This window comes from Deefgea salmonis, assembly GCF_020531905.1.
In the GTDB taxonomy this organism is placed as follows: domain Bacteria; phylum Pseudomonadota; class Gammaproteobacteria; order Burkholderiales; family Chitinibacteraceae; genus Deefgea; species Deefgea salmonis.
On sequence record NZ_JAJAWG010000001.1, the window covers coordinates 290,505 to 315,913 of the forward strand.

The following is a 25,409-nucleotide window of genomic DNA, read 5'->3' on the forward strand; positions in this document are numbered from 1 at the left end:
TTATGGAGTATGATCTTATTTTTGTACTTGTAGTTGTTTTAATTGTTCGATAAGTACGTAATTAAAGTACAAAAACACTTGCATGGTCTGGGTAGTTTTGTTAAAGTACGTACATCGAAAGAAACACAGCAAGGCCGGTTGGTGCAACCGGATAACTTAAGGAGAAACACCATGCGTGGCTTACTCAAAATGATCAAAAACTTTGAATTTCAGCAACAATTGCTGGTTAAGTCTTACGGCTGGAAATTGACTCAGCGCTAAGCACCGATTTCATGTAGTAACCGTAGTACCCGCAGCGAAAGTTGCGTTATCGACTCCATCCTCCTGTGCCCGGCTTTGACTTGTGTTTTATTACACAGGACAAGTCGGGATTTTTTTGTTTATCGCACGATAATGCAGCTAACTTGCTTGAGTTTGGGTAAAGTAGCATTTTGCGTGAATCATGGTTTTGTCTTGTTCAATTCATCTCCCCTCTATGCGCTTGGCGCTGGTTTAATGGCTTTTTCTTCCTTACTGATTGCCGCAGAAGCGCCGTTTACTTATCGTGTGGTGCTCAATGCGGATGCTCGTGTCGCCAGTCTGCTGGAGCAATATCTAGAGATCTTCAAGCTAAAAGACAGTCCACGTAATTCGTCCGAGCAATTGAGCCGCTCTTTGGAATTCTTACCCAAGTCGGTCGCCGATCTGCTGGCCACTGAAGGTTATTTCAACACCAAAACGGTGTCAGAAATGAAAGTGGAGCAGGGTAGAACCGTGGTTTATATCACGGTCGATTTGGGCAAGCCGGTGATTATTCATGATGCAAAACTCAACGTCACCGGTGAAGTGCTGGAGAATTTACCGCGTTTAGACATGCTAAAGTCACGCTTTGAAACCCGTAGCGATGAATTAATCGGTGAGAAATTTACGCAAAATGAGTGGGACGATTTAAAAAAACGCACGTTAGCGTCGTTTATGGCCCGCGACTATCCGGCATCGGTGATGAGCTTGAGTGAGGCCATCATTGATCCGGAATTAAAAACGGCGCAATTGAATATCTCGATGGACAGTGGACCAGCGTATGTTTATGGCCCAGTACAGATTCACGGCCTGAGCCGTTACCCCGAAAAACTGGTTCGTGATTTAGTCGATTTGCAAGCAGGCGCGCCGTATCGACGTAATCAGCTGCTCAATTTGCAAACTGAACTGCAAAATTTACCGCATTTTGCCTCGGCGCTGGTGGATGTCTCGCTGCCGTCGAGCCCGCCGTATATCGCACCTGTGCAGATTGACGTGCAAGAGTCGCCACTGAATAAAGTCATCACTAATTTGGGGTACAGCACCAATACGGGCGCGCAAGCTGGGGTGGATTATCGCTATTTAAATCTGTTTGATCGGGGCTGGATTTTTAATTCCAAGCTGGAAATCAAACAAAAAGAGCAGCTGTTTGATATTGCCGTGGCCATTCCCAAAATGCCCAGTGGCTGGGAGCATAACGGTTATATCAATTATGCCAGCTCCGACATTGAAGGCTTGCAGTCCGATAATTATCGAATTGGCGTATCGCGTAATTGGATTGAGCGTAAGCAAGAGCATTATATTTCATTGCAATATTTGGCGGAGCATCGACAAATTAGCAATGGCAGTAGCGATCGTCCGCATTCATTGACCTTAAATTACAAGTCAATTATTCGAGATTTAGATAGCTTAAAAGATCCACGCAATGGTTATTTATTGCACACCGAAATCGGTGGGGCTTCTGAGCGGGTTATGAGTGACGTGAGCTTTGTGCGCGCTTATGGCAACGCCATTCACTACAACAAGATTGGCCAAGAAGGCATTTTGGCTTTACGTTTGGAGCTGGGGCAAACGTTTACCCGTAGTGCGGTTGGCGTACCGACCGAGTGGCTGTTTCGCGCTGGCGGCATGGGCTCAGTGCGCGGTTATGATTATCAATCTTTAGGGGTGGATATTGATGGCGCGGTTGCCCCAGGGCGTGTTTTGGCGACGTCGTCGATTGAATATCAACATTTGGTTTACAAAGATTGGCGCGCGGCTATTTTTTATGATTATGGTGGCGCCGGCGCCGATTGGGGCACTTTGAATCCAGTCCGTGGCACGGGAATTGGTGCGCGCTGGCTCAGTCCAGTTGGCCAAATCGGCGCGGATATTGCCTATGGTATCGATAAATCTCAACTTCGCTTTCAATTTGCGATGGGTCTTGCGTTTTGAATCCCGATTTAATCCCTGAAGAAGTGCCGACGGCGGCGCCGGTGGCTGCAGCTAAACCGGTCAAAAGTGTATTTCGGCGTGTGGTTCGCGGCGTTTTTTGGAGCGTGCTGGGCAGTATGACGCTGCTGGTCGCACTATGCGCTGGGCTGCTGTTTGCGCTGGATTCCGATTATGGTCGAGCGCGTTTGGTAGAGATGATCAATCGCAGCGGCATGGTGTCAATCCAGTCTTTGCAAGGCTCATTTTGGTCGCGATTGGAAGTGAATCATTTAAAGGTGGACACTACCAGCGCGTTAATTCAGCTGGATCATGGGGTATTGGACTGGAGCCCTTATTCATTATTGCTTAGAAAGCTATACATCAATGAATTACGCCTAGGTACTTTGCAGGTAGAAACCAAACCATCCCCACCAATGGCCAAGCCCAGCCCGGTGCCAGAAAGCTTTACTTTACCGCTCAGTTTACAAATCCTTGAACTGCAGATTGCCCAGTTGCAAATCAGCGGCGCGCCAACATTGCGCCAAATTCAAGCGGGATTTGACAGCAATGGCAAAGAGCATCGCATTACGATCAGCCAATTGCATGCCCCGCAAGGCACGCTGAGCGCGGCGCTGAATGTATCAGGCAAGTCGCCATTTCGTACTGCGGGTTCTTTTGTTTTAGCCGGACAGCTTGAAGCGCAAGAGCTGACCGCCGTTGGACAAGTGCTGGGTGATTTGCGTGCGTTGGCGGTGAAGGCGGATTTAAAGTCGGCGGCAGTGCGCGCGAATGTCGACGTTAAACTCGATGTGTTTGCGGCGCATGCGTATCAAATTTTGCAGCATGGCCAAATTGAGCTAAAGCAATTTAATCCGGCCGCGTGGAGTTCGGCCGCCCCTCAAGCCAAAATCGACGCAGATTTACACGTTGAATCGAGCGGGGGCGGCGTGGCGATGAATTTGCAGTTCAAAAACCATCAGCTCGGCACTTTAGATCTGCACGGTTTGCCGTTGGCGTCATTGACGGCGCAATTGCAGTTGACGGGCAATGATTTGCAGGTCAAGCAGTTGGCGATGGCATTTGGCGGGCAAGGGCGATTGAGCGCCACAGGCGGTATTCTCAATGAAGTGCTCGATCTGAATCTGGCATTGCAAGACATCGATCCGGCGCAATTTTGGTCACCGCAAGCGGCCAGCAAAATGAGTGGGCAAATTCACGTCCAAGGCCCGTGGCGCGCGCCTAATGTGCAAGGCGAAATCAAAGATCAGCGCTTAAAAACCGCGCTCAAGCTCGATTTAGGCTGGATAAAGCCAGCTGAGCAGCGGCGAATTGCCGTGCGCCAATTGGATTTGCAGCGTGGTAGCAGTCAATTGGCCGCCAAAGGGGAGTTAAATTTACAAGCACCGTTTGATTTTGCTTTAACGGCGCAATTGCAGCAATTTAATCCGGCCGAATATATTGCGGCATCGCCAGCCGGGCGAATTAATAGCCAAATTAAAGCCAGTGGCCAGATTGAGCCAACGCTGCGTCTGGATGTTGACTATCAGCTGTTAAATAGCCTTTACAATCAGCAGGCTTTGTCCGGATCGGGTCAGCTCAAACTGGATAACGATCGTTTGAAAATCCCGCAACTGTGGTTGGCCTTAGGCAAAAATCGCCTCGATTTGAATGGTGTACTCGGAAAGAATAACGACCAGCTCAATTATCAAATTGATTTTCCTGAACTACAGGTGTTAGGTAAGGGTTTCTCTGGCGTGGTGACTGGTAAAGGTCAGCTCTCCGGTTCAATGCAGCAAGCCAATGTGCAAGGCACACTGAATGTGAAGCAGCTCAATACGCCGTGGGCGCTGGAAGTCGGCAGTGCTGATTTGTTCGCCAATGTGCAGTCCGACTTAAAAGGGCCGATTGAGCTGCGTTTGGCCATCAATCAGTTGGCGATGCCAGGACTACAAATTGCCAACGCCAATGTGTTAATCAACGGGCGTCAAGACCAGCACACGGTAACGCTGACGGCCAAAGGCAACAAAGATCAGCATGAGCTGGCTTTGGATGTGTTACTCAAAGGTGGCTTGAATGCCAGTCGAGTCTGGCAAGGACAAATTGAGCGTTTGAACGGGATGGCTTGGCTGCCTTTTCAGTTGCAAAACGCCGCGTCTTTATCGCTGGCGAGCGATCAATTGCGTTTATCTGGCGCAAATTTGCAAGTAGGGCGCAGTGTGATTGATATTGGCCGCTTTGATTGGCGCAATGGTGCGATCAATACCCAAGGCCAGATTAAGCAGCTGCAGGTGAGCGATTTGCTAAATTTACTCGACAATACGGCAATACAAAGCGATTTGATTTTGGCGGGGCAATGGGATTTAACACAGTCGGCACCTGCGGCGCCGGTGAATGGCCGCTTTGAGCTAGCTCGTCAGCAAGGAGATGTAGTTTGGCGAGGTCATGATGGCCTGCGGCCCTTTTTGTTAGATGCTTTGGCGCTCAAAGGGGCGATCAATCAAAATCAATTGAATGTGAATGGCCAGTTAAGCAGTCCTCGTTATGGCAAGGTGGGATTGACCGCCAGCGGCTTGCTTGACGCGGCGCAGTGGCAGGTTTCTGAGTTGCAAGCGATGAAAGTCGCGTTGGTCGGCGATTTGCCAGATTTGAAAGTCTTTTCGCCGTTTGTGGGGGATGGCGTGGTGTTGGGTGGTCGGGCGCATTTGGATGTAACTCGCGTCGCGTTGGGGGATAAAGTGAGCTTGGCGGGGCAAATTAAAGGCACGGGTTTGCTGTATAAAGATGCCGGTTTGGGGGTACATTTACGCGAGGGCGTGGTGGATATCGGTTTGGATGGCCAGCAAATTACGCTAAAAACCATGAAGTTTAACGGCAGTGGCAGTGGGCTGATTGAAGGCTCGGGCCGGGTGGATTTAAAAGACAGTGCGCAACCTGATATCACCATTCAATTGGCGGCCAAGAAATTCACTTTAATTAGCAAGGCCGATATGCTGTTGGTGATTTCAGGACAAGGTACCTTGGCGATGCACGACGGCGCTTTGGCTGTCAACGGGCAGTTTGTTGCTGATGAAGGCGACATTCAGTTTGTTTCTAATGATGTGCCGCATTTGTCGTCGGACGTGGTGGTCTTGGGCGCTACGCCGAAAAAAGTCCAAAAAGCGATGTCGGCCAGTGTTGAAATTGGCGTTGATTTGGGTAAGAACTTTCGCTTTCGCGGTTATGGGCTCGACGCTGAGTTGATTGGGCAACTGCGTCTTAAAGCCAGCGGCAATCAAGCCTTGAGCGCGCATGGTACGGTGAGTGTTGAAGAAGGTGAATATAAGGCATACGGACAAAAACTTGAGATTGAGCGCGGGGTGTTGTCATTTATTGGGCCGCTGGATAATCCAGGCTTAGATATTTTGGCGGTGCGAACCAATCTCGCGGTTGAAGCTGGGGTGAAAGTGCAAGGTTCAGCGTATTCGCCACGGGTGACTTTGTATTCTGACCCAAATGTGCCGGACTCGGAAAAACTCTCGTGGCTGCTCTTTGGTCATGGCTCTGAAAACATGGAAAAAGCCGATGGGGCTTTGATTTTGCAAGTTTTAAATGCCATGGCCAGTAATAACAATGGTCAAGGCTTAACCGATCAATTGTTTGGTGCCGTGGGGATTGATGAAGTGGGTTACAACACGGTGCGCGAAAAAGACGGCAGTACTACACAAGTGGTTTCGGTGAGTAAGCAATTGGCCAAAAATTTACGCGTGTCGCTGGATAAAAGCTTTAATGGCTTGCGTGATGCGGTACGGTTTACTTGGCAGTTATCCAGAAATTGGGCCGTGGTCTCACGCATCGGGGTGGATGAGAGCTCGCTCAATGTCGATTACACATGGCAGTTTGATTGAGTGATTAACAGGATGTTGCATGACTTAAAATAGGCACGGCTTTTTGCCGTGCCTTTGGTATTAGTAGGTGTAGAACATGCGTTGAATTTCTTGACTGTCTTTGGTTTTGGTGAGCGCCAGCATTAACAAAATACGCGCTTTTTGCGGTGAGAGTGTATCGGCGACGGTAAAATCGGTTTTATCGTCATCATTTTCACCATTGCGAATCGTCGGGCCATTGCTAATGCGGGATGAACGATTGATGTGGATGCCTTTTTGGCGTAGCTCAGTGAGTCGCGCTCGAACGGGGGCGGCTAAGCTGCCATTGCCGGTGCCGGCGTAAACAATCCCCACATCCCCCGCAGCGGCAAAGGCATCAATCGCCAAAGTATTGGCGTTGGCGGAACCATAAGCGATATTCACCGCTGGCAGACTATCAAGTTTTGAAACATCAAACTCGGTATTGCTCGTGTGTTTACGGGTGCTGGTACGGTAAAAATTAGGTTTGCCAGACACGATATAACCCAAGCTGCCCAGTTCAGGCGAGCGGAAGGTATTGGTGGTCATCGTATTGGTTTTCACGACGTCGCGTGCGCCTTGGATTTCATCATTGAGCGCAACCAATACCCCTTGGCCGATGGCTTCTTTGCTGCCAGCGAGTGCCACGGCATTGTATAGATTGATCGGGCCATCAGCGCTGATGGCCGTTGCTGGGCGCATGGCACCGACGATCACCACCGGTTTATTGCTTTTAACCACCAGATTTAAAAAGTATGCCGTTTCTTCAATGGTGTCGGTGCCGTGGGTAATCACCACACCATCAACGTCTTTGCGTTTGAGGGTTTCATTGACCTTTTTGGCTAGTTTTAACCAATGATCATTGGTCATGCTTTCGCTGGCAATTTGAAACACCTGCTCGCCACTTACATCGGCCACTTTGCTCAGTTCAGGCACCGCAGCAATCAACGCGTCAACGCCAATCTTGGCTGCGGTATAGCCCACTGTGGTGGTGCTGGTATTGCCCGTACCGGCAATGGTGCCGCCCGTAGCCAGAATCACGACTTTGGGTTTTTCGGCAGCGATGGCCGTCGCGGCGATTAAGCCGCTGAGCGCGAGCAAGGTTGTGGCTTTTATTGCAATATTCATGGGTTTCTCCGGTGGTGTTGACTGCGCCGTTTTTGTGTGTGGCTGAGATTGGCGTTGAGTGCAGATCATCTCGGATAAACCGCTGGTTACGGTATTGTGACAAATGCTGATGGGGTAAGCACTAGTGGCGAAACAGATTAGCGAAATCGCTTATTAAGGGGTGCGAGCCACCACCCAAGCGAACACTTCACTGGCACCGGCAGTTTTGAGGGCTTTGGCGGCGGCATGCATGCTGGCTCCGCTGGTCATCACATCGTCAATTAGCGCGATACGAAGACCATGCATCGGGGTGTGGCAAACAAAGGCGTTGCGCATATTGCGCCAGCGCGCGTTGGCGCTTAAGCGTGCTTGATGTTCGGTGTTTTTATTGCGGCATAAATGCCCGATATCGAGTGGCAGTTGTAAGCGTTTGGCAATGGGTCTGGCGATTTCAAGCGCTTGGTTAAATCCGCGTTCTTTGAGTCGTTCCGGATGCAAAGGGAGTGGGATAATCAGGTCTGGGCGCTGGGTATGGACAAGTGCAGTGGCCAGAGCGTCACCCAGTGGCGGCAGTAACGACCAACGTCCGGCAAACTTGGCCGCCTGAATCAAGCTGGCAATTGGATCGGCGTATAAAAAGGCGGCGATGGTGGCATCAAATTCGGGCGGTGTTTTGCTGCATGCGCCGCAAAGCAGCCCTTGGGTGGATTGCCGCGCGCAGCACGGGCAACTTTGTGCTGGTTGTGGGCGGACTAAGGAGGCAAAACAAGCTAGGCATACCGCGTCTTGACTACTTGCTGCGCACAGTAGGCACTGCGTTGGGCTGATGTAGTTCAAAAAATGTTCGAATAAATTTGACAACTCAGCGCCTCGTTTGGACAATGCAATTGATGTCGTTGGCCGACGGTGGCTTTTAGCCGTGGCACTATCAGTATTAAAATTATTTGGATAAATAGCGAATGAATTGTTCCAGCTCAGCAACACAAACCATCGAATTTAAGCGCGCCACACCGCATCCGGAGCAAGCGTTATGGTCAGAGGACGCCGTCGCTCAATTGTTTGCGTTGCCGTTTAATGATTTGCTGTTTCAAGCACAAACGGTACACCGACAAAATTTTGACGCTAATCGGGTGCAGTTATCGACGTTGTTGTCGGTTAAAACCGGCGGTTGCTCAGAAGATTGTGGCTATTGCTCACAATCGGCGCGCCACGATACCGGATTAGAAACCGAAAAACTGATGGACGCCGATGAAGTGATCGCCAAAGCGGCGATTGCCAAAGAAAATGGTTCGTCGCGGTTTTGCATGGGCGCAGCATGGCGTGGCCCGAAAAACAAAGATTTGGCTGAAGTTAAAAAAATGATCGCCGGCGTGAAAGCGCTCGGTTTAGAAACCTGTGCCACGTTTGGCATGCTTAAAGACGGTCAAGCAGAGCAGTTACGCGAGGCGGGTTTGGATTATTACAATCACAATCTGGATACCTCAGAAGCCAAATATGGCGAAATCGTCACCACCCACAGCTATGCCGATCGTTTAGATACCTTGGGTAAAGCGCGTCAAGCCGGTTTGAATGTGTGCTCAGGCGGGATTGTTGGCTTGGGCGAAACGCGATTGGATCGTGCCGGTTTGGTGGCGCAATTGGCTAATCTTGATCCGCAGCCCGATTCAGTGCCAATCAATAATCTGGTGCAAATTGATGGCACGCCACTTGATGGCTCAGAACCAGTGGATTGGACTGAGTTTGTTCGTACCATTGCCGTAGCGCGCATTACGATGCCTAAGGCGTATGTGCGTTTGTCGGCCGGTCGTCAGCAAATGCCAGAAGCCATGCAAGCACTGTGCTTTTTGGCCGGTGCGAATTCGATTTTTTACGGCGATAAACTGTTAACCACCGGTAATCCCGATGTCGAAGGCGATCGAACCTTGTTCCGTAAACTAAATCTGCAGCCGCTGTAAGTGGCCTCTAGGTTGCGGCGCTGAGTTGCGCCGCAAAAAAATAAAGGGTATTGCTTGGTAGTCATGATCATTCATGCACTACAAAGCAATACCCTTATTACTTAGGTCTGTTGACGTTTGGTTCTCCGCCGCGCAAACGCGGCTGGCAAACCAAACGTCTACAGACTCTAGCGCCACCGTGATTGCGGCGAGATCGACTCTAGTGTTTAACCGCGCACCTTTTTGACCACTTGCATCAATTGCGCCGCAGCTTCGTCACCTTGACCGCTTTTCAGCGCTTGGGCGATGCAGTCTTGGGTTTGTTGTTCAAGCAAAATCAGACCTAAAGCATCCAGTGCCGAGCGGGCTGCTGCCACTTGGTTGAGGATGTCGCCGCTGTATTTTTCTTCTTCGACCATGCGGGTGATGCCCGAAACTTGGCCGACGATGCGGTTAAGTCGCTTGATCAGTAAGTCGCGATTAGGGCGCGGCAACTGGGTTTTGTCTTGCGTCTTTTTAATGCTTGATGTCATATCCGGCTTCCTCGATGGCTGATTCCAGTGCGGCGCGACTGGTTTGTTGGGCGTCGAACACAATATGTGCCGCGCCTGGGTTGAGTGTGACATTGGCCGACTGCACCCCTGTCACGGCTTGCAGAACACGCGTTACGCCAGCAGTGCAGCCGCCGCACGTCATGCCGTCAATTTGAATATCAATGATTTCCATCGCAACTCCTTAGCTTTTCCAGCGTTTTAATAACAATGCATTACTGACCACCGAAATCGACGACATCGCCATTGCGGCACCGGCAACGATGGGGTTGAGTAGCCCTAAGGCGGCAACAGGAATACCTAAGGCATTGTAAATAAAGGCAAAAAATAAATTTTGTCTGATTTTTCGGATCGTGGCTTTCGATAAGCTAATGGCCGCCGCAATATGCGCAATGTCGTTATGCATCAGGGTGATATCAGCGGTTTCAATCGCCACGCTAGCACCGCTTTGCATCGCAAAACTCACATTCGCTGCTGCTAAAGCAGGTGCATCATTAATACCATCACCCGCCATGGCCACATGCCGGCCTTGGGCTTGCAACTGTGTGATCAGTGCCGCTTTGTCTTTGGGGCTCATCTGTGCTTGAAACGTTGTGATGCCGAGCTCGTTGGCAATCGCTGCCGCCGTGGCCGGGTTGTCACCCGTTAACATAATAATGTTGATGCCGGCAAGTTGTAAGGATTTGACGGCGGCTTTTGCATCAGCGCGTGGCGTGTCTTTTAGGCCGATAAAGCCTTGCAATTGATCATTTTTAGCCAGTGCGATCACGGTTTGTCCGGCTTGCGTCATGGCCTCAAGTTGCGTTTTTTGCGCGTTATTGAGTGGCGTGACCCAGTCTGGGCGACCGACTTTAACTTGATCGTTGTTGATCTGCGCCGACATGCCAAGGCCGACTTCGGTGTGAATCTCGCTGGCGGTCAGTAAAGGCAGTTGCCGAGTTTGCGCTTCGCTGATAAGGGCGTGCGCCAAAGGATGTTGCGAATGGGCTTCAATGCTGGCCGCTTGTAAAATCAAATCCGATTCAGTGCCATTGAATAAATGGATTTGACTGACCTTGGGCTTGCCTTCGGTGAGTGTGCCGGTTTTGTCGACGATCAAGGTGTCGATCTGGCTAGCCAACTCCAAGGCACTGGCATTGCGAAACAATAAGCCATTTTTGGCGCCCAGCCCGACGCCGACCATAATCGCGGTTGGGGTTGCTAAACCCAGCGCGCACGGGCAGGCAATGACTAATACCGCAATGGCGTGAATTAAGGCCGTACTGGAGTCGTGTAATACCAGCCAAGTGGCAACAAAAGTGAGCAGGGCAATACCCAGTACCACCGGCACAAAAATAGCGGCGATTTGATCGGCCAAACGTTGAATCGGCGCTTTACTGCCTTGGGCTTGGCGCACCATACGAATAATGGCGGCCAACTGGGTTTCAGCCCCAATGCTGTTGGCCTGAATCGTAATGCTGCCTTGGCTGCTGCGCGTACCCGCAAACACTGTGTCACCAATGGTTTTGCTGGCAGGGATGGATTCTCCGGTCAGCATGGCTTCATCAACCGCAATGCTGCCACTCAGAATCACGCCATCGACGGCAATGCTTTCACCATCGCGCACCATTAAGGTGTCGCCACGTTGAATGCTCGATATCGGTAGTTCTTGCCATTGCCCGTCGCGCTCAACTTTGGCGGTTTGCGGCTGCAGCGCCAGCAGTTCGCTAATGGCGCTGGCGGTTTTGTGTTTGGCGCGGCTTTCCAGCCATTTCCCCAGCATCACTAAAGTAATAATTGCCGCGCTGGCTTCAAAATACAGATCATGTCGCCCGGCATACCAAGCCCAGCAGCTATACAGCCACGCCATCGACGTGCCGAGCGCGACCAACACATCCATATTGGCGGCACCACCGCGCAGCGCAAAATAAGCGCCGCGATAAAACCGCAGCCCAGGAATAAATTGCACCATGCTGGCGAGCACAAATTGCACCGCAAAAGGCAAGATGCCGTGCTGGCCAAACAGCATGCCGCCCATTTCAATTAAAAAGGGCAGGGTGCAGACGATGGCAATGATAAACAGCCAAGGTGTTTCGGTCGGAGTTGCGGTATTGATGGATGTGCTTGGGCTGGAAAACCCCGCTTTTTCAATCGCCGCTTTGACCATAGTTAAATCAATCAGGCCACGTGGGGCGCTGATTTGGGCGGTTTCATTGGCAAAATTAACTTGGGCGCTTAAATTGGGCAGTCGATTGAGAACTTTCTCTAGCCGCAGCGCGCAAGCGCTACACGTCATTCCTTCGATGGGGAGTTCAACTTGCTGGCGCGGCACTTGGTAGCCAGCGTGTTCAATCGCTTGAATAATGGGGGCGATTTGAATGCTGGGATTGCTGCTATTAATTTGCGCCGTTTCGCTGGCAAAGTTGACGCTCGCTTGAAGTCCTTCTAAGCGATTGAGTACCTTTTCAATCCGCTGAGCGCAGGCAGAGCAAGTCATGCCCTCGATGGGTATATCGATGGAAGTGTTGCTGGCTATTGGGTTCAGGGCTTGACTCATGGGGGTATAGTAGGCTGGATATGACATACCCGCAAGGGGTATATCGCCACCGCTCAGCCCTTAACTGGCAAGGATAGTCAGCTTGGTGTGACTTGGATTTTGGCGAGAAAACGGCTGCCAATGCGCGACTTTATTCGGTTTTTAGCCCATTGCATTCAACTCGGTTTCACTTGCGCTCACCGCACTGGCCTGCCCATGTTTAAGTAAAAACTGCAGCGCAGTTGCGACACCTTGATTCAATCGTGTGCGCTCGTTTTGGGCTTATTGCACGAGTGATTCAGCGTCGCCGCCGCCTTTTTTCATAACCTTGCCTGCTTGCGCCCGTTGCCGGCGGACTTCTTTCGGGTCGGCAATCAGTGGGCGATAGATTTCAACACGATCTTTATGCCGCAGCACGGTGTCGAGCTTGACGGCTTTAGCAAAAATGCCGATTTTTTGTTGGCTTAAATCGATTTCGGGAAACTCAAGCAATAAACCTGATTGTTCGATGGCCTGCTGTGCGGTGCAGCCAACGGGTACTTTAATGCTGAGTAGTTTTTGTTTTTTTGCCGTGGCATAAACCACTTCAACGGTGATGAGTTCACTCATGGCTGTCTTTGTGTTGTGTTCTAAATACAGGTTAAGGCGATTGCCCTGCACGTTAGTGTCTAATGGGTATTGCGCTCGGGCTTAGGCTGTGAGCGCTTTAGCAGCAAATACCTCTGGATTAACCATATTTTCGATCGGCCTCTTTAACAAAAGCATCAACAAAGGTTGAGGTGATTTTGCCAAAAACTGGGCCGATGATGGCGTCCAAAGCCCGATTGGAAAACTCATAATCGAGAGAAAATTCGATTTTGCAGGCGTCTTCCATCAGCGGCGTAAAGCGCCAAACACCGGTGAGCGCCTTAAATGGTCCGTCGACAAAATGCATCACGATTTGGTTTTCGGTTTTGGTGTCACGGGTGCGAAAAAACGTACTGACTTTTAAAAATTCGATTTTGATGGTGACATCTAAGATTTCGGCTGAGCGTTCGTGCACTTCCACGCCGCCGCACCACGGCAAAAATCGTGGGTAATCTTCCACACGATCGACTAAATCGAACATTTCTTGGGCGGAATGGGAGACAAGAACTGATTTGCGTAAACACTGCATGGCTTTGAAGGGGTAAAATAGCGAACTAATCTACCCTGTGATTGAGAAATGACTGATTATCCTGACCAAGTGAACGAGATGCAAGCGAGCTATCGCGCTAATTCGCATGCTGATGATGAAACTGCGGTATATCGGATTCCGCCACACTCGGTTGAAGCGGAGCAATCGGTGCTCGGTGGTTTGATGCTCGACAATCAGGCGTTTGATAAAATCGCCGATATTATTGGCGATCAAGATTTCTACCGCGAAGACCATCGCCGCATCTATCAAGCCATTATTAAATTGGTTGAGCACAATCGCCCAGCCGATGTGATTACGGTGAAAGAGTCGCTCGATACCACCAATGATTTGACGTATGTCGGTGGACTCGCCTATCTAGGCTCCTTGGTACAAAATACCCCCTCGGCCGCCAATATTCGTCGTTACGCCGAAATCGTGCGCGAAAAGTCAGTGATGCGCCAGTTGGCCAGCGTCGCGACCGAAATCGCCGATGCGACGTTTTTCCCCAATGGGCGGGACGCCAAGCAATTGCTGGACGAGGCCGAGTCGCGTGTGTTTATGATTGCCGAGCAATCACAAAAAGGCAGTCAAGGCTTTTTTGCGATGCCACCGATTTTGAAAGAAATCGTCGAGCGCATCGATTACTTATATCAACAAGACAATCCATCTGAAATCACCGGCACGGCGACCGGCTTTATCGATCTGGATAAAATGACCTCCGGCCTGCAAGGTGGTGATTTGATTATTGTTGCCGGTCGTCCGTCGATGGGTAAAACCGCGTTTTCGATCAATATTGCGGAAAACGTCGCCATTGATAGTAAATTGCCAGTGGCGATTTTCTCGATGGAAATGGGCGCGGCGCAATTGGGGATGCGGATGGTCGGCTCGGTCGGCAAGATCGACATGCATAAGCTCAAAACCGGTAAGTTTGAAGACGACGATTGGCTGCGTCTTACGCATGCCGTTGGTAAACTCTCTGAAGCGCCAATTTTTATTGAAGAAACCGGCGCGCTAACAGCGCTGGATATTCGCACCAAATCACGGCGCTTAGCGCGGCAATGCGGCGGCCAGCTAGGGCTGATTGTGATTGACTATTTGCAATTGATGGCAGGGCGTTCGGGGGCAAAAGATCAAAACCGTGCGACCGAGCTCGGCGAGATTTCACGGTCGCTCAAAGGTCTGGCGCGCGAGCTTAAATGTCCGATTATTGCGCTGTCGCAGTTAAGCCGTTCGGTGGAGCAACGGACTGACAAACGCCCAATGATGTCCGATTTGCGTGAATCGGGCGCGATTGAGCAAGATGCTGACTTGATTATGTTTTTGTATCGCGACGAATATTACAACCCAGATAGTCAATTTAAAGGCATTGCGGAATGCATTTTGGGTAAACACCGCAATGGCCCAACTGGCAAAATTCCACTGGTATTCCAAGGGATGCATTCACGCTTTGATAATGCGCTGATGCGGCCGGATGGTTGGTCGAGCGATTTGGAATAACAATTTGGAATAACTGTTTGCTGCGACACGGGTTTGATGCCGCTATGGCAGATTTGTTGCATATCGCAGTGTTTGGTACTGCCGTTTTGCTGTGATGTATGTGTTTTACTGAGTTTGGGGAGCGGGTGTTGATTACTCATTTTAATGTGCCGGTACTGCCGACGTTTGATCAGCCAAGGGCGGATCGCTTGTTAACGGGCAATCCGCAGCGCACCACTTGGTCGCACTACACCAGTGCCGACCGTCAATTGTCCTGTGGTATTTGGGCGTGTGATGTCGGCTCGTGGCGAATTGCTTTTGCGGCAGACAAAGAAGAGTTTTTTTGCGTGATTGAAGGCGAAGTATGTTTGTGGGATCAGAACGATCAGGGTGTGGTTGTTAAAGCGGGCGAGGCTGCGGTGATTCCGGCGGGGTTTGTCGGGCGTTTTGAGGTAATCCATCCTGTGCGTAAATATTTTGTTGTTTTAGACCGTTCGGTTGTTGTTTAGAAAAAATGAAAAAAATTAAAAATTTGTTTACCCGTTTAAATAATCAACTTGATGGTGATATGGATGATGCAGCGCGGCAAGCGGCGATAGCGCGGGCGCGCGCTGAGCCCGAGCAGGACGAGGCTGACAGGCCGGGCATGGATCGATTGTTTGAATTGCCGCTGTCGCCGGTGGTGAATGTCGCCAGCAAAGGCATCGCAGGGCTGCGCAGTGCCGTCAGCAAAATCAAAGGTTTGGCGCATCGAGAGGCGGATGAATCCGAGGTTCACTCATTGGCGGAACGCACAGAGCCAGCGCTTGATCCTTTATTGAGTTCAGTTCATGTAGCGCCTACGCGGCTGAATCGGGCGGAGCCGGTTGCCGCGTCACGCGCAGTGGCCGAGTCGCGTTACACGTCATCCCCCGAGCACGTTGCTGCCACTGGGGCTCGATCACCGGCGCCGCAATCGGCCGTTGCCCCGACACTTCAGTCGACGACGAAGTCTGTGCCCATCGCGGCGCTTCAATCTACGGCATCACCCGTGGCTCAAGCGATGGCTTCGCAGCCTGCTCAACTCTCGCCAATGCCACGCCGGAAAGAGTTGCCGACCATCGGTTTGGAACAAATTCAGCATAACTTAGCGTTAAGTCAGCGCAAATTAGCGGCTGAAGGGGCGAAGATGCCCAGCAAAACAGCGCCTGAAGTACTGCCGATTATTGATGTCGCTGAAATCCGTAGCCGCTTGCAAGAAATCCATGCCAAACCTGAACCGGCGGCACCCGCTCGACGTCAGAGTATCAGCCGCGTGGCTAAGTTAGATAAAGACGGCGGCGGCCAGTCAAGTTTAGCGCCAACCAAGAGTAAGCCTCCGTTAGCACCGCCGACCTTGTTACGAAGAGCTGAGGGTATTGAGGCGCAGCCTTTGTCTAATAAGCCCAAGGTTGATATACCCTCGGCATCTATATCTACATCCGCAGCGAAAAGCAGCATTCGTGTCGAGACAAGCGCGCTAGCGTTAACGCCTGAGCCGGTACTCGATGCGTCGTTACTTGCCGCCCCGATTTTGCCGCCGGTGGATCACCGCTTTAGCCGCGCGCAAGTACCTGTGCCTAGCGACGCGCCTGAATTGCCACCGGCAGCGCCGGTATTGATTGCGGCTACGCCCGCTGTGACTGCGCCGCCCAATCCAGTGGTCGTGCCGCCGGTGGTGCGGCCCACGCACTTTTTGCGCCCCGATGAGTTTGGTGCCGCCCAAGTTGCGCCTAAGCCCAATGCCGCGTGGGGCGCGTGCGAAAATGGGTTGTGCTTGCCGCTGGATTTGTTGCGCCCGCCGTTGGTCAGTGCCCAAACCGTAACGCAAGACGATTTGCTTGAACGCAGCATTTTGATTGAAGAAAAACTCACCGAATTTAAAGTCAAAGTCAGCGTGCTTGATGCGTATGCGGGCCCGGTGATTACCCGTTTTGAGGTCGAGCCCGCGATGGGCGTGCGCGGCGCGCAAGTGGTCAATTTGGCCAAAGATTTGGCGCGCTCATTGGGCGTAGCCGCCGTGCGGGTGGTCGAGACGATTCCGGGTAAAACCTGTATGGGTTTGGAATTGCCGAACCCAACCCGGCAAATGATTCGCTTGTCCGAGATTTTGTCGGCGCCCGAGTACCATCAGCAAGTGTCGCCGATTACCATTGCGCTGGGTAAAGACATTGCCGGTTTACCCGTTGCGACCGATCTGGCCAAAACGCCGCATATGCTGGTGGCGGGAACCACCGGCTCGGGTAAATCGGTCGGTGTGAATGCGATGATTTTGTCGATTTTATTTAAAGCCACGCCCGATGAAGTGCGCTTTATTATGATCGACCCCAAAATGCTGGAATTGTCGATTTATGAAGGCATTCCGCATTTGCTGGCACCGGTGGTGACCGATATGAAACTGGCCGCCAATGCACTCAATTGGTGTGTGGGCGAGATGGAAAAACGTTACCGGCTGTTGAGTGCACTCGGCGTGCGTAATTTGGCGGGCTTTAATCAGAAAGTCGCAGATGCCGCCGCCAAGGGTCGCAAACTGACCAATCCATTTTCATTAACGCCGGACGATCCCGAGCCGCTGGAACATCTACCTTTGATTGTGGTGGTGGTGGATGAATTTGCCGACTTGATGATGGTGGCAGGTAAGAAAATCGAAGAATTAATCGCCCGTTTGGCGCAAAAAGCCCGCGCAGCGGGGATTCATTTGATTTTGGCGACGCAACGCCCATCGGTCGATGTGATTACCGGCTTAATTAAAGCCAATATTCCAACGCGCTTGGCGTTTCAGGTGTCGAGCAAAATCGACAGTCGAACCATTCTCGATCAAATGGGCGCAGAAGCCTTGCTGGGGCAGGGCGACATGTTGTTCTTGCCGCCCGGTAGCGGCTATCCAACGCGGATTCATGGCGCTTTTGTCGATGATGCCGAAGTGCATTGTGTCGTTGAATACTTAAAGCAACTTGGCGAACCCAATTATGTTGAAGGCGTATTGCATCCAGTAGCCGGAGAAGACAATGGCGTGAGTGGCTGGTCTAGCGGCGCAGAGGGCGAAGAGGCCGATCCTTTATACGACGAGGCGGTTGCCTTGGTGCTAAAAAGTCGCCGTGCTTCGATTTCTGGCGTGCAACGACAAATGCGAATTGGCTACAACCGTGCCGCACGCTTAATCGAGCAAATGGAAGCGGCGGGTTTGGTGAGTGCCATGGAGACCAGCGGCAACCGGACGGTTTTAGCGCCACCTTTGGCGGAGTAGCTGATTCACTCCGACCTTTTAAACTAGATCGTGTTTTGTGTTGCTGTTTTACATTGAGGGGAAAATCATGAGATTTGAAGATTCAATTCGCGTCTGTTTTAGTAAGTACGCAGACTTTAAAGGGCGTGCGGTCCGTTCTGAATATTGGTGGTGGCTGTTGTTTACGGTCTTGGCGGGCGCGGTGCTGAGCATGGCGGGTGAAACCATTTCCGGGATTTTTTCCTTGCTGACACTGCTGCCAACTTTGGCCGTCGGTGCTCGCCGATTGCATGACATTAATCGCAGTGGCTGGTGGCAATTGATTTGGTTCTTGCCGATTATTGGCTGGATTTTATTGCTGTATTGGTTTGCCAGTGAAGGGGTTGAGCCGAATCGTTTTGATTGATTCAAACTCGACACCGGTTGGTATGACAATTGGGCCAGCAATATGCTGGCCCAATTGTTTAGTTGCGACGCAGTGCTGTGGCCACGTCGCTGCGTAAGGTGTTATTCAATAATTGAGCGGCAACCCTAATTTGCTTGGCGTTGCGCTCGCTGGCATGCCGAGTCAATTGTTGGCCCGCTTGCTGCAATATGCTGAGCTGCTTTTGTGTTTTTAACCATTGGCTTTGATGTTGGCGCGACAATAAATAATCATCGAGGCCGATGCCATTTGCGCCGGTGATGAGTGCGCTAAGTCCGGCAATATTGGCGTTCACTTCTTGGGCGATATGTGAGTTGGCGCTATTGGGTAGTTTGAAGCTTGCCAAGCGCTGACTGCCAGCTTCAAGCGCGTTCAAATATTCGTTCATCAATTGCCCAGGGTAAGAGATATCGTAAGCCGCACCCCGAATCAAACCCTGCCATTCGTACTGTAATATAGTGACTTGTCTCGATATGGTTTTTGCTTGCCAGTTGGTGTAAGCGCACATTGAATCTTGTTGTAGCAAAGTCAGCGGTGTATCGCTAAATAGGACGCTCGCAATGACCGGCAGTCCTAAGTTGCCGTCGGGGAGCTGCGAGCCATAATAATGCGCTTCACCGTCAGTCATCGGGTGGCTGGGCATGGTTTGGCTTTGCCGGGCGAGCTCGGTGGTGCTTTGGGCGGGTATTTCAAATAGCCGCATCGTCGGCGGTTGTTTGCTAGGCCCCAGAGGGGCAATGCTAATTTGCTGCCAAGCGCTGAAGGTGTTGAGGTAGGCTTGTTGTGCTCGTTGTAAATTAGTGTCGCTGACCTGTTGGCACAGCGCAGTCATCGCTTGGTTTAACTCACCGCTCGCAGTTTGTAGCTGCGCAATGTGTGGTGTGATGACATTTTGCATGATTGACAGCGTCAATTCGGGTGCCGTCACCCTCGTTGTTGTCGGCGTATTTGCCGCCAGCGCGCTACCCAGCCATGTACAAATCAAGAGCAAAGCGTATTTTTTCATGGTCAACCTCCTTTTTATGGCGCATTGATATCACAAGGCGGCTCTTATTGTCAGTCAGTTTGATGTGTTGCTGAACTTTAATCGGTGGCGCGCTTTGGCAATGTTGCTTTTTTTACTGACGAAACGGTGATGGCTTGTATAATCTGCGACTTGTTTAATGAATTGATTGATGGATGCAAAGCATGAGCTTTTATTTTCGCCCAGATGATGTGCCTGAGTTGCAAGGTCTAACGCGCTGGGATCAGCGGGTGTTACTGCGCGGCACGTTTATTAAAGAGCGTGCGATGTCGACCATCGTTTTGTTGATGGCGGTGTTAGGTAGTGTGCAATTTGTGATTAATCCATTGCTTGAGCAATACGCGCCCACGATTCGTGCCGATAATCTGTTTTATGCAGCGATTTTAGTCGGCTGGCTGTTGCTACTGATGTGGGCACGTGATGCCATCATGATGAATGTGTTGCGTCCTAAGTTGGCGCTTAAGCGTGCCGAAATGAAGGCGGCCGAGATTGCGCAATTAGAAGCGGCAAGGGCTAGCGAGCAAGCCGAGGCTTAACGGGGATTTGCGGCGAGGATGCCGCGCTATGGATTGGGATCGCGGACCTTCGCGGCCAATTTTATTTGATTTATTTTTCGGAATTATTTTCTTATGCGTACTTCGCAACTGTTTATTTCTACCAAAAAAGAAGCGCCCGCTGAAGCCGAATTGCTTTCGCACAAATTGATGTTGCGCGCGGGTTTAATTAAGCGTTTGGGCTCGGGGTTATATACGTGGATGCCGCTGGGTTTGCGCGTATTGCGTAAGGTTGAAGCGGTGGTTCGTTCAGAAATGAATGCCGCTGGCGCACAAGAGCTGTTGATGCCTGCGGTGCAGCCAAAAGAGCTGTGGGAAGAAACCGGTCGTTGGGACGTGTTTGGTCCACAAATGCTCAAGATCACCGATCGCCACGAGCGCCAATTTTGTTTTGGCCCAACGCACGAAGAAGTGATTACCGACATCGCCCGCAGCGAGTTGCGCTCGTACAAGCAATTACCGGCTAATTTTTATCAAGTGCAAACCAAGTTCCGTGATGAGATCCGCCCACGTTTTGGCGTGATGCGGGCGCGTGAATTTATGATGAAAGATGCGTATTCATTCCATGCGTCTTTTGAATCGTTGCAACAAACGTATGACGTGATGTACGGCGCTTACTCTAAGGTGTTTACCCGTTTGGGCCTGCAGTTCCGTGCGGTTGCGGCGGATACCGGTGCCATTGGTGGCTCGGGCTCGCACGAGTTTCATGTGCTGGCCGATGCCGGCGAAGATTTGCTAGCGTACTGCCCAACGTCCGATTATGCGGCGAACGTTGAGTTGGCTGAAGCCATTATGCCCGATTCGCCGAGTGCATTACGCGCCGCCGCGACGCAGGCGATGACGGATGTGGATACACCAAAGCAAACTGCGTGTGCCGATGTGGCCGCCTTGCTCGGTGTTGGCGTAGAGCGCACCGTAAAAGCCATCGCGCTGGTGACCGTTGCCGGTGAATTTGTATTGGCACTGCTGCGTGGTGACCACAATCTGAATGAAGTGAAAATCGCCAAGCTCGAAGGTATGGCAGATTTCCGATTTGCTTCTGATGATGAAATCCGCGCTGCGCTATTGTGCCCACCGGGGTTTATCGGCCCAGTTGGTATCAATGCCGATATCCGCGTGATCGCCGATTTGACGGTTGCAGCAATGAGCGACTTTATTTGCGGCGCAAACAAGCCAAAATTTCACTTGTCCGGCGTGAACTTTGGCCGTGATTTGCCAGAACCGCACATCGTGGCTGATATTCGCAATGTGGTGAATGGCGACGTGTGTCCAGATGGCAAGGGCGGCGTGCTGGAATTGTGCCGTGGTATTGAAGTGGGGCATATTTTCCAATTGCGCACGAAGTATTCAGAAGCCATGAATTGCGTGTTTGTGACCGAACAAAATACCCAGCAAGCGATGGAAATGGGTTGCTATGGTATCGGCGTATCGCGCATTGTTGCTGCAGCGATTGAACAAAACCACGATGCCAAAGGCATTATTTGGCCGGCGGCGATGGCACCATTTAGTGTGGCGGTCGTGGCGGTGGGTTATCACAAGTCAGAAGCGGTGAAAGCGGCTGCGGATCAGTTGTACGCACAGCTGGTTGCGGCTGGGGTCGATGTCTTGCTGGATGATCGCAATGAGCGGCCGGGTTCGATGTTTGCCGATATGGAGTTGATTGGTATTCCACATCGCGTCACCATTGGCGATAAAGCCTTGGCTGAAGGCATGGTTGAATACGTGGCACGCCGCGAAGGTGAAATGAAAAAAATCGCACTGAGCGAAGCGCTGGCGTGGATTCAAGCGCAGACGAAAATCTAAGCGGCGATTGCTGTGCGGCCGGCAGTTTGGCCGGCCTTTGGTATGGCTTATTTTAATTTGCAGTTCTTGTTGTCTAATCTCCTTGTCTCGCATGGCTTATTTAATGCACTGACTTGAGATTGGATGCTTGGCCATCAAGTTGGCTGTGAATGCTGACTTGTTGGGTATGTGTCTGTAGGCTATGTATTAATTGCTCTACATGCATATACCCATTATTTTTATTTTTCGGTGAAGGGGTTGCACGTGAAGTACGGCGCATTGCTGGTGACTGGTTTGCTCTGTTGGCCTTTACTGGCGTGGGCTGGCGCGCAAAGAGAAGAGACTTTGTCGTCATCAGTGCAAACGACATTGCAACGCTCAATTAGCGACCGAATGGAACCGCGCTTAATTTTTGCTAACCCTGCAGACGCCGAAGTTTGGCTGTCAGCCATGTCGGAACGACTCAAAAAGCGAATTCCAGATGAGTTTGTTCGCCGCAAATTATTGACAGCGATTCACTATGAAGCTACGCGTGCGGGGCTTGATCCGCAGTTGGTGATGGGTTTGATTCATGTTGAGAGCGGCTTTAATCGTTATGCGGTGAGTGTGGTGGGGGCGCGTGGCTTAATGCAAGTAATGCCATTTTGGCAGCGCAGCATTGGCAGTGCCGAGCATAATCTGTTTGATATGAATACCAATTTGCGTTACGGCTGTACCATTTTGCGGCATTATTTGGATCGAGAAAACGGTGATTATTTCCGTGCCTTGGGCCGTTATAACGGCAGTTTAGGTAAAGCGGAATATCCTAATTTAGTGCATGGCGCGTGGAAGAATGGCTATGACTGGCAAATCCCAAGCAATGGTCTGGTGGCGCAAAAATAAATGAGTTTGAATTAAAAAAGCGGCGTCATGATGACGCCGCTTTTTTTCGTTCCGTAAAAGTGTGTGGCTGGTGGTTAGCCACAATGGCGGTCTGGGCAAGCCAAAAACAATCGAGCGCCCCTTAATGCGAGTGGGGCAATTGATCGATTTGAATGATTTGGATAAAGCCGCTTTTCATTTTAAGAAACCCAGCTTCTTCCCAGTGACTGAGTTGCTTATTGACGCTTTCTCGTGATGCGCCGACAAAATTGGCTAAATCTTGTTGGGTCATTTTTAAATCAATCCGTACGCCATCAGCATTGGCTTGGCCGTAGTTATGCGCCAATTGACGTAGTATTTTCGCTAGTCGCAGGGGCAAAGGCAGAAAGAGCGTGTCTTGTACTAAATCGTTGGCGCTTCTGAGTCGTTCGCACAGTGTGGTGATCAATGAGCGCATCACATGCGGGTGGTGATCAAGGTATTGATCGACTGCGCTGCGCTGCAGGACTAAAAGTTCACCATCTTCTAGCGCTTCGACGCTGGCATTGCGCGGCGCACCATCGAGCATGGCGAGCTCGCCAAAGACTTCGCCGCCTTCTAAAATCGCCAGCGTGATTTCACGGCCTTCTTCATTGCTGCGGGTGACTTTTAAGCGGCCGTGAATCACGGCAAACATTTCATCGCCGCAAACGCCTTGGGCGACGATGATTTGTTTGGCTTTAACGTGTCGGGTTTGGGCTTGCTGCGCTAAATTATCCAGCTCAGTCGGCGTGAGCTCACAAAATAAGCTGCTGCCGGATAGTAATTTGGCTTTGTTCATGATGATCTCTTAGCTGAGTGTGGCAATAACCGGCGTATGGTCCGATGGCCGCTCATTTTTGCGCGGTTCAATGTCGATTTCACAGGCGGTGCACTGGGCCGCGAGCGCTGGCGAGAGCAAAATATGGTCAATACGCAGCCCGGCATTTTTTTTGAATGAAAATCCGCGGTAATCCCACCAGCTAAATGTTTTTTCAGGCTGATCAAATAGCCGAAAACTGTCGACCAAACCCAGTTGCAGCCATTGCGCGAACATATCGCGCTCTTGCGGGGATACCAAATTGCCACCTTGCCACTTGGTGATGTCGTGTACGTCGCGATCTTCAGGGGCGATATTGTAGTCTCCCAGTAGGGCCAATTTGGGATGCAGTGCCATTTGCTCAATTAAAAATGCTTTCATTGCGGCGAGCCATGCCATTTTGTAAGGGAATTTTTCCGAATCTAAAGCTTGCCCGTTGGGAATGTAGGCGCCGATGAGGCGGACGCCCGCTACCGTCGCCGTAATAACGCGTTTTTGCGCGTCGGGGTATTCGGGAAGGTTAATGATGATGTCGGTAATCGGTTCGCGCGCGATGATGGCCACGCCGTTATAGGTTTTTTGCCCGGCAAATTCGACAAAGAATCCCGCGCTTTCGATTTCTTCTTTGGGAAAAACCGGATCATCCATTTTGGTTTCTTGCAAGCAAAGTGCAGTAACGTCAGGATTTGCTGTGAGCCAGTCTAAAACCTGCGGCAAGCGAACCTTGAGTGAATTGACGTTCCAAGTTGCAATTTTCATTGTAAGGCGATTCCTAAATAATCTGTTGAGCGTGAAGGGTGCGGTATTTTCACATAGTTTCATCACTCCGTGACGAAGCAAAAGCGTTCTTGCCTTGATGTTTTGCCTTGTCATGCTCGGGGTATGGCTTAAGGCTGCAGCGTCTTGAAATACAACGTTTGCGCGAGCGCTAATACTTAGGGCTCGATTGAGCGTTGGTGTGCTCTTTGCGCTCAATCGTTACGATTGTCATTATTCGGATTAATTGCTTTCTAGAATCGCGCGTTGTTGTAGCGATTGAATTGGCCGCGCGTTCATGGGGAACTCACGCTCAAAGCGGGCGATTTGTGCGGCAGAGAGCGTTTGCGGTGTTTTTAATACTAACCAACGAACCCCTTCGCTGCATGGTGGTGTCGTGAGCGAGCCCATAAAGGTCCAGTATTGACGATTGCTGGGGAGTAAGTCGTTGATGTTATAGCGAATGTCGTCGTAGCTGCGCGTTTCATTGGGGTTTTGGGGGAATTTATCCCAAAATTGCGCCAGCATGGCTTGGGCGTTGCTGCCTTGATTGAGCAGTACGGCGATGACCGCTAACTGCCCAGCCTCATTTTTATGGACTAAATGCGCCACCATCGGGTAGCGTTGACCGCCAACGGCTTCTTCGCTGGGGGTGTGAAAATGAAATTGCAGTAATTGGTAGCGGTCATTGCCAATGACTAAAAAACTACCCGGGTCATAATTGAGTTGGATGGTGTGGCCGTTATTTTGAATATTGGTTTTTGAATCGCGGTACTGAAATTGCAATGGTTCTAATTCATGGCTATACACTTCGCTAATGTTAATCGGCGATTGCTGTTTACCATCGCGGCATAAATTAAATTCCGATTTCATATCGCCCCAGTGACTCGGGCCTGTTTCACCTTCGTAACTCCAGTGTGATGGATCGTGTTTGGCTTTGTGGGGCTTCTCATTGGCGGGTGTCACATTGGCGGTCAATACTACGAAGGCCAAGGCGATGGCGAGGGTATTTGTTCTTCTCAACATTGCAGTGCTCCAGATATTTAGATTTTTTTATACAAAAATGGATGGACGGTGTCGCATTGGCTGTTGGTTCATTAAGTACAATCAGGCGAT

The 25,409-nt window shown here is 50.9% G+C and carries 22 protein-coding genes; 11 read left to right on the forward strand and 11 right to left on the reverse strand.

Features of this window, described 5'->3' with window-relative positions:
• Nucleotides 1–42 precede the first annotated feature (42 nt).
• The 3 genes from LG219_RS01260 (at nucleotide 43) to LG219_RS01270 (ending at nucleotide 6,074) form a co-directional block, all read left to right on the forward strand.
• Nucleotides 43–261: a hypothetical protein gene (locus tag LG219_RS01260; RefSeq protein ID WP_226762739.1), complete on the forward strand. Its 219-nt coding sequence runs from the start codon at nucleotides 43–45 to the stop codon at nucleotides 259–261.
• Between the two features lie 234 nt (nucleotides 262–495).
• Complete coding sequence (locus LG219_RS01265; RefSeq protein ID WP_226762740.1) at nucleotides 496–2,211, forward strand: autotransporter assembly complex protein TamA; 1,716 nt, start codon at nucleotides 496–498, stop codon at nucleotides 2,209–2,211.
• The gene (locus tag LG219_RS01270; protein WP_226762741.1) at nucleotides 2,208–6,074 is read left to right on the forward strand and encodes a translocation/assembly module TamB domain-containing protein; all 3,867 of its coding nucleotides are present in this window, start codon (nucleotides 2,208–2,210) and stop codon (nucleotides 6,072–6,074) included. Before LG219_RS01265 ends, LG219_RS01270 begins: the two co-directional genes overlap by 4 nt.
• 60 nt (nucleotides 6,075–6,134) lie before the next feature.
• Here the strand turns inward: LG219_RS01270 and LG219_RS01275 are convergent, their stop codons facing one another.
• Nucleotides 6,135–7,199 (reverse strand): type II asparaginase, encoded by a 1,065-nt coding sequence (locus LG219_RS01275; protein ID WP_226762742.1) that lies wholly within the window; start codon nucleotides 7,197–7,199, stop codon nucleotides 6,135–6,137.
• A 153-nt stretch (nucleotides 7,200–7,352) separates the two neighbouring features.
• Complete coding sequence (locus LG219_RS01280) at nucleotides 7,353–8,039, reverse strand: ComF family protein (protein ID WP_226762743.1); 687 nt, start codon at nucleotides 8,037–8,039, stop codon at nucleotides 7,353–7,355.
• Between the two features lie 98 nt (nucleotides 8,040–8,137).
• Here LG219_RS01280 and bioB point away from each other — a divergent pair, with 98 nt between their 5' ends.
• Nucleotides 8,138–9,133, forward strand: a complete 996-nt coding sequence (gene bioB / locus LG219_RS01285; RefSeq protein ID WP_226762744.1) for a biotin synthase BioB — start codon at nucleotides 8,138–8,140, stop codon at nucleotides 9,131–9,133.
• Between the two features lie 206 nt (nucleotides 9,134–9,339).
• Here bioB and LG219_RS01290 read toward each other — a convergent pair whose 3' ends face one another.
• The 5 genes from LG219_RS01290 to LG219_RS01310 form a co-directional block, all read right to left on the reverse strand.
• Complete coding sequence (locus LG219_RS01290; RefSeq protein ID WP_226762745.1) at nucleotides 9,340–9,645, reverse strand: metal-sensitive transcriptional regulator; 306 nt, start codon at nucleotides 9,643–9,645, stop codon at nucleotides 9,340–9,342.
• Nucleotides 9,629–9,838 carry a heavy-metal-associated domain-containing protein gene (locus LG219_RS01295; protein WP_226762746.1) on the reverse strand — a complete coding sequence of 70 codons (210 nt, stop codon included), beginning with the start codon at nucleotides 9,836–9,838 and terminating at the stop codon, nucleotides 9,629–9,631. Before LG219_RS01295 ends, LG219_RS01290 begins: the two co-directional genes overlap by 17 nt.
• A 9-nt stretch (nucleotides 9,839–9,847) precedes the next feature.
• The gene (locus LG219_RS01300; protein ID WP_250647127.1) at nucleotides 9,848–12,139 is read right to left on the reverse strand and encodes a heavy metal translocating P-type ATPase; all 2,292 of its coding nucleotides are present in this window, start codon (nucleotides 12,137–12,139) and stop codon (nucleotides 9,848–9,850) included.
• Between the two features lie 321 nt (nucleotides 12,140–12,460).
• Nucleotides 12,461–12,787, reverse strand: a complete 327-nt coding sequence (locus tag LG219_RS01305) for an RnfH family protein (protein WP_226762748.1) — start codon at nucleotides 12,785–12,787, stop codon at nucleotides 12,461–12,463.
• Between the two features lie 118 nt (nucleotides 12,788–12,905).
• Nucleotides 12,906–13,334 (reverse strand): type II toxin-antitoxin system RatA family toxin, encoded by a 429-nt coding sequence (locus LG219_RS01310; RefSeq protein WP_226762749.1) that lies wholly within the window; start codon nucleotides 13,332–13,334, stop codon nucleotides 12,906–12,908.
• A gap of 48 nt (nucleotides 13,335–13,382) precedes the next feature.
• Here LG219_RS01310 and dnaB point away from each other — a divergent pair, with 48 nt between their 5' ends.
• From dnaB to LG219_RS01330, 4 genes are all read left to right on the forward strand, one after another.
• Nucleotides 13,383–14,831: a replicative DNA helicase gene (dnaB, locus tag LG219_RS01315; RefSeq protein ID WP_373314787.1), complete on the forward strand. Its 1,449-nt coding sequence runs from the start codon at nucleotides 13,383–13,385 to the stop codon at nucleotides 14,829–14,831.
• Nucleotides 14,832–14,956: 125 nt separating this feature from the next.
• A complete protein-coding gene (locus LG219_RS01320; RefSeq protein ID WP_226762750.1) occupies nucleotides 14,957–15,319 on the forward strand; it encodes a cupin domain-containing protein in 363 nt (120 codons plus the stop codon).
• 5 nt (nucleotides 15,320–15,324) lie between these two features.
• Nucleotides 15,325–18,075 carry a DNA translocase FtsK gene (locus LG219_RS01325; RefSeq protein ID WP_284691487.1) on the forward strand — a complete coding sequence of 917 codons (2,751 nt, stop codon included), beginning with the start codon at nucleotides 15,325–15,327 and terminating at the stop codon, nucleotides 18,073–18,075.
• A 67-nt stretch (nucleotides 18,076–18,142) separates the two neighbouring features.
• Nucleotides 18,143–18,460: a DUF805 domain-containing protein gene (locus tag LG219_RS01330; protein ID WP_226762751.1), complete on the forward strand. Its 318-nt coding sequence runs from the start codon at nucleotides 18,143–18,145 to the stop codon at nucleotides 18,458–18,460.
• 58 nt (nucleotides 18,461–18,518) lie between these two features.
• Here LG219_RS01330 and LG219_RS01335 read toward each other — a convergent pair whose 3' ends face one another.
• Nucleotides 18,519–19,484, reverse strand: coding sequence for an imelysin family protein (locus tag LG219_RS01335; RefSeq protein ID WP_226762752.1), 966 nt, complete (start codon nucleotides 19,482–19,484; stop codon nucleotides 18,519–18,521).
• A 182-nt stretch (nucleotides 19,485–19,666) separates the two neighbouring features.
• On the opposite strand from LG219_RS01335, the gene LG219_RS01340 reads away from it, so the two are divergent.
• The 3 genes from LG219_RS01340 to LG219_RS01350 all read left to right on the forward strand — a co-directional run bounded on the left by LG219_RS01340 (nucleotide 19,667) and on the right by LG219_RS01350 (nucleotide 22,720).
• The gene (locus LG219_RS01340) at nucleotides 19,667–20,038 is read left to right on the forward strand and encodes a hypothetical protein (protein ID WP_226762753.1); all 372 of its coding nucleotides are present in this window, start codon (nucleotides 19,667–19,669) and stop codon (nucleotides 20,036–20,038) included.
• A gap of 93 nt (nucleotides 20,039–20,131) precedes the next feature.
• On the forward strand, nucleotides 20,132–21,859 hold the full coding sequence (locus LG219_RS01345) for a proline--tRNA ligase (protein ID WP_226762754.1): 1,728 nt from the start codon (nucleotides 20,132–20,134) through the stop codon (nucleotides 21,857–21,859).
• A 243-nt stretch (nucleotides 21,860–22,102) separates the two neighbouring features.
• Complete coding sequence (locus LG219_RS01350) at nucleotides 22,103–22,720, forward strand: lytic transglycosylase domain-containing protein (RefSeq protein WP_226762755.1); 618 nt, start codon at nucleotides 22,103–22,105, stop codon at nucleotides 22,718–22,720.
• Between the two features lie 121 nt (nucleotides 22,721–22,841).
• Here the strand turns inward: LG219_RS01350 and LG219_RS01355 are convergent, their stop codons facing one another.
• The 3 genes from LG219_RS01355 to LG219_RS01365 form a co-directional block, all read right to left on the reverse strand.
• Entirely contained in the window at nucleotides 22,842–23,519 is a 678-nt protein-coding gene (locus LG219_RS01355; RefSeq protein ID WP_226762756.1) for a Crp/Fnr family transcriptional regulator, read from the reverse strand.
• A gap of 9 nt (nucleotides 23,520–23,528) precedes the next feature.
• Nucleotides 23,529–24,296, reverse strand: coding sequence for an exodeoxyribonuclease III (xth, locus tag LG219_RS01360; RefSeq protein ID WP_226762757.1), 768 nt, complete (start codon nucleotides 24,294–24,296; stop codon nucleotides 23,529–23,531).
• Nucleotides 24,297–24,536: 240 nt separating this feature from the next.
• Entirely contained in the window at nucleotides 24,537–25,319 is a 783-nt protein-coding gene (locus LG219_RS01365) for a carbonic anhydrase (protein ID WP_226762758.1), read from the reverse strand.
• Between the last annotated feature and the right edge of the window lie 90 nt (nucleotides 25,320–25,409).

Coding starts and splice junctions, on each gene's coding strand:
- LG219_RS01265 (WP_226762740.1), top strand. CDS start 496: ATGGCTTTTTCTTCCTTACTGATTGCCGCAGAAGCGCCGTTTACTTAT.
- LG219_RS01275 (WP_226762742.1), bottom strand. CDS start 7,199: ATGAATATTGCAATAAAAGCCACAACCTTGCTCGCGCTCAGCGGCTTA.
- bioB (WP_226762744.1), top strand. CDS start 8,138: ATGAATTGTTCCAGCTCAGCAACACAAACCATCGAATTTAAGCGCGCC.
- LG219_RS01290 (WP_226762745.1), bottom strand. CDS start 9,645: ATGACATCAAGCATTAAAAAGACGCAAGACAAAACCCAGTTGCCGCGC.
- LG219_RS01295 (WP_226762746.1), bottom strand. CDS start 9,838: ATGGAAATCATTGATATTCAAATTGACGGCATGACGTGCGGCGGCTGC.
- LG219_RS01300 (WP_250647127.1), bottom strand. CDS start 12,139: ATGACTTGCTCTGCCTGCGCTCAGCGGATTGAAAAGGTACTCAATCGC.
- LG219_RS01305 (WP_226762748.1), bottom strand. CDS start 12,787: ATGAGTGAACTCATCACCGTTGAAGTGGTTTATGCCACGGCAAAAAAA.
- LG219_RS01310 (WP_226762749.1), bottom strand. CDS start 13,334: ATGCAGTGTTTACGCAAATCAGTTCTTGTCTCCCATTCCGCCCAAGAA.
- dnaB (WP_373314787.1), top strand. CDS start 13,383: ATGACTGATTATCCTGACCAAGTGAACGAGATGCAAGCGAGCTATCGC.
- LG219_RS01325 (WP_284691487.1), top strand. CDS start 15,325: ATGAAAAAAATTAAAAATTTGTTTACCCGTTTAAATAATCAACTTGAT.
- LG219_RS01330 (WP_226762751.1), top strand. CDS start 18,143: ATGAGATTTGAAGATTCAATTCGCGTCTGTTTTAGTAAGTACGCAGAC.
- LG219_RS01335 (WP_226762752.1), bottom strand. CDS start 19,484: ATGAAAAAATACGCTTTGCTCTTGATTTGTACATGGCTGGGTAGCGCG.
- LG219_RS01340 (WP_226762753.1), top strand. CDS start 19,667: ATGAGCTTTTATTTTCGCCCAGATGATGTGCCTGAGTTGCAAGGTCTA.
- LG219_RS01345 (WP_226762754.1), top strand. CDS start 20,132: ATGCGTACTTCGCAACTGTTTATTTCTACCAAAAAAGAAGCGCCCGCT.
- LG219_RS01355 (WP_226762756.1), bottom strand. CDS start 23,519: ATGAACAAAGCCAAATTACTATCCGGCAGCAGCTTATTTTGTGAGCTC.
- xth (WP_226762757.1), bottom strand. CDS start 24,296: ATGAAAATTGCAACTTGGAACGTCAATTCACTCAAGGTTCGCTTGCCG.
- LG219_RS01365 (WP_226762758.1), bottom strand. CDS start 25,319: ATGTTGAGAAGAACAAATACCCTCGCCATCGCCTTGGCCTTCGTAGTA.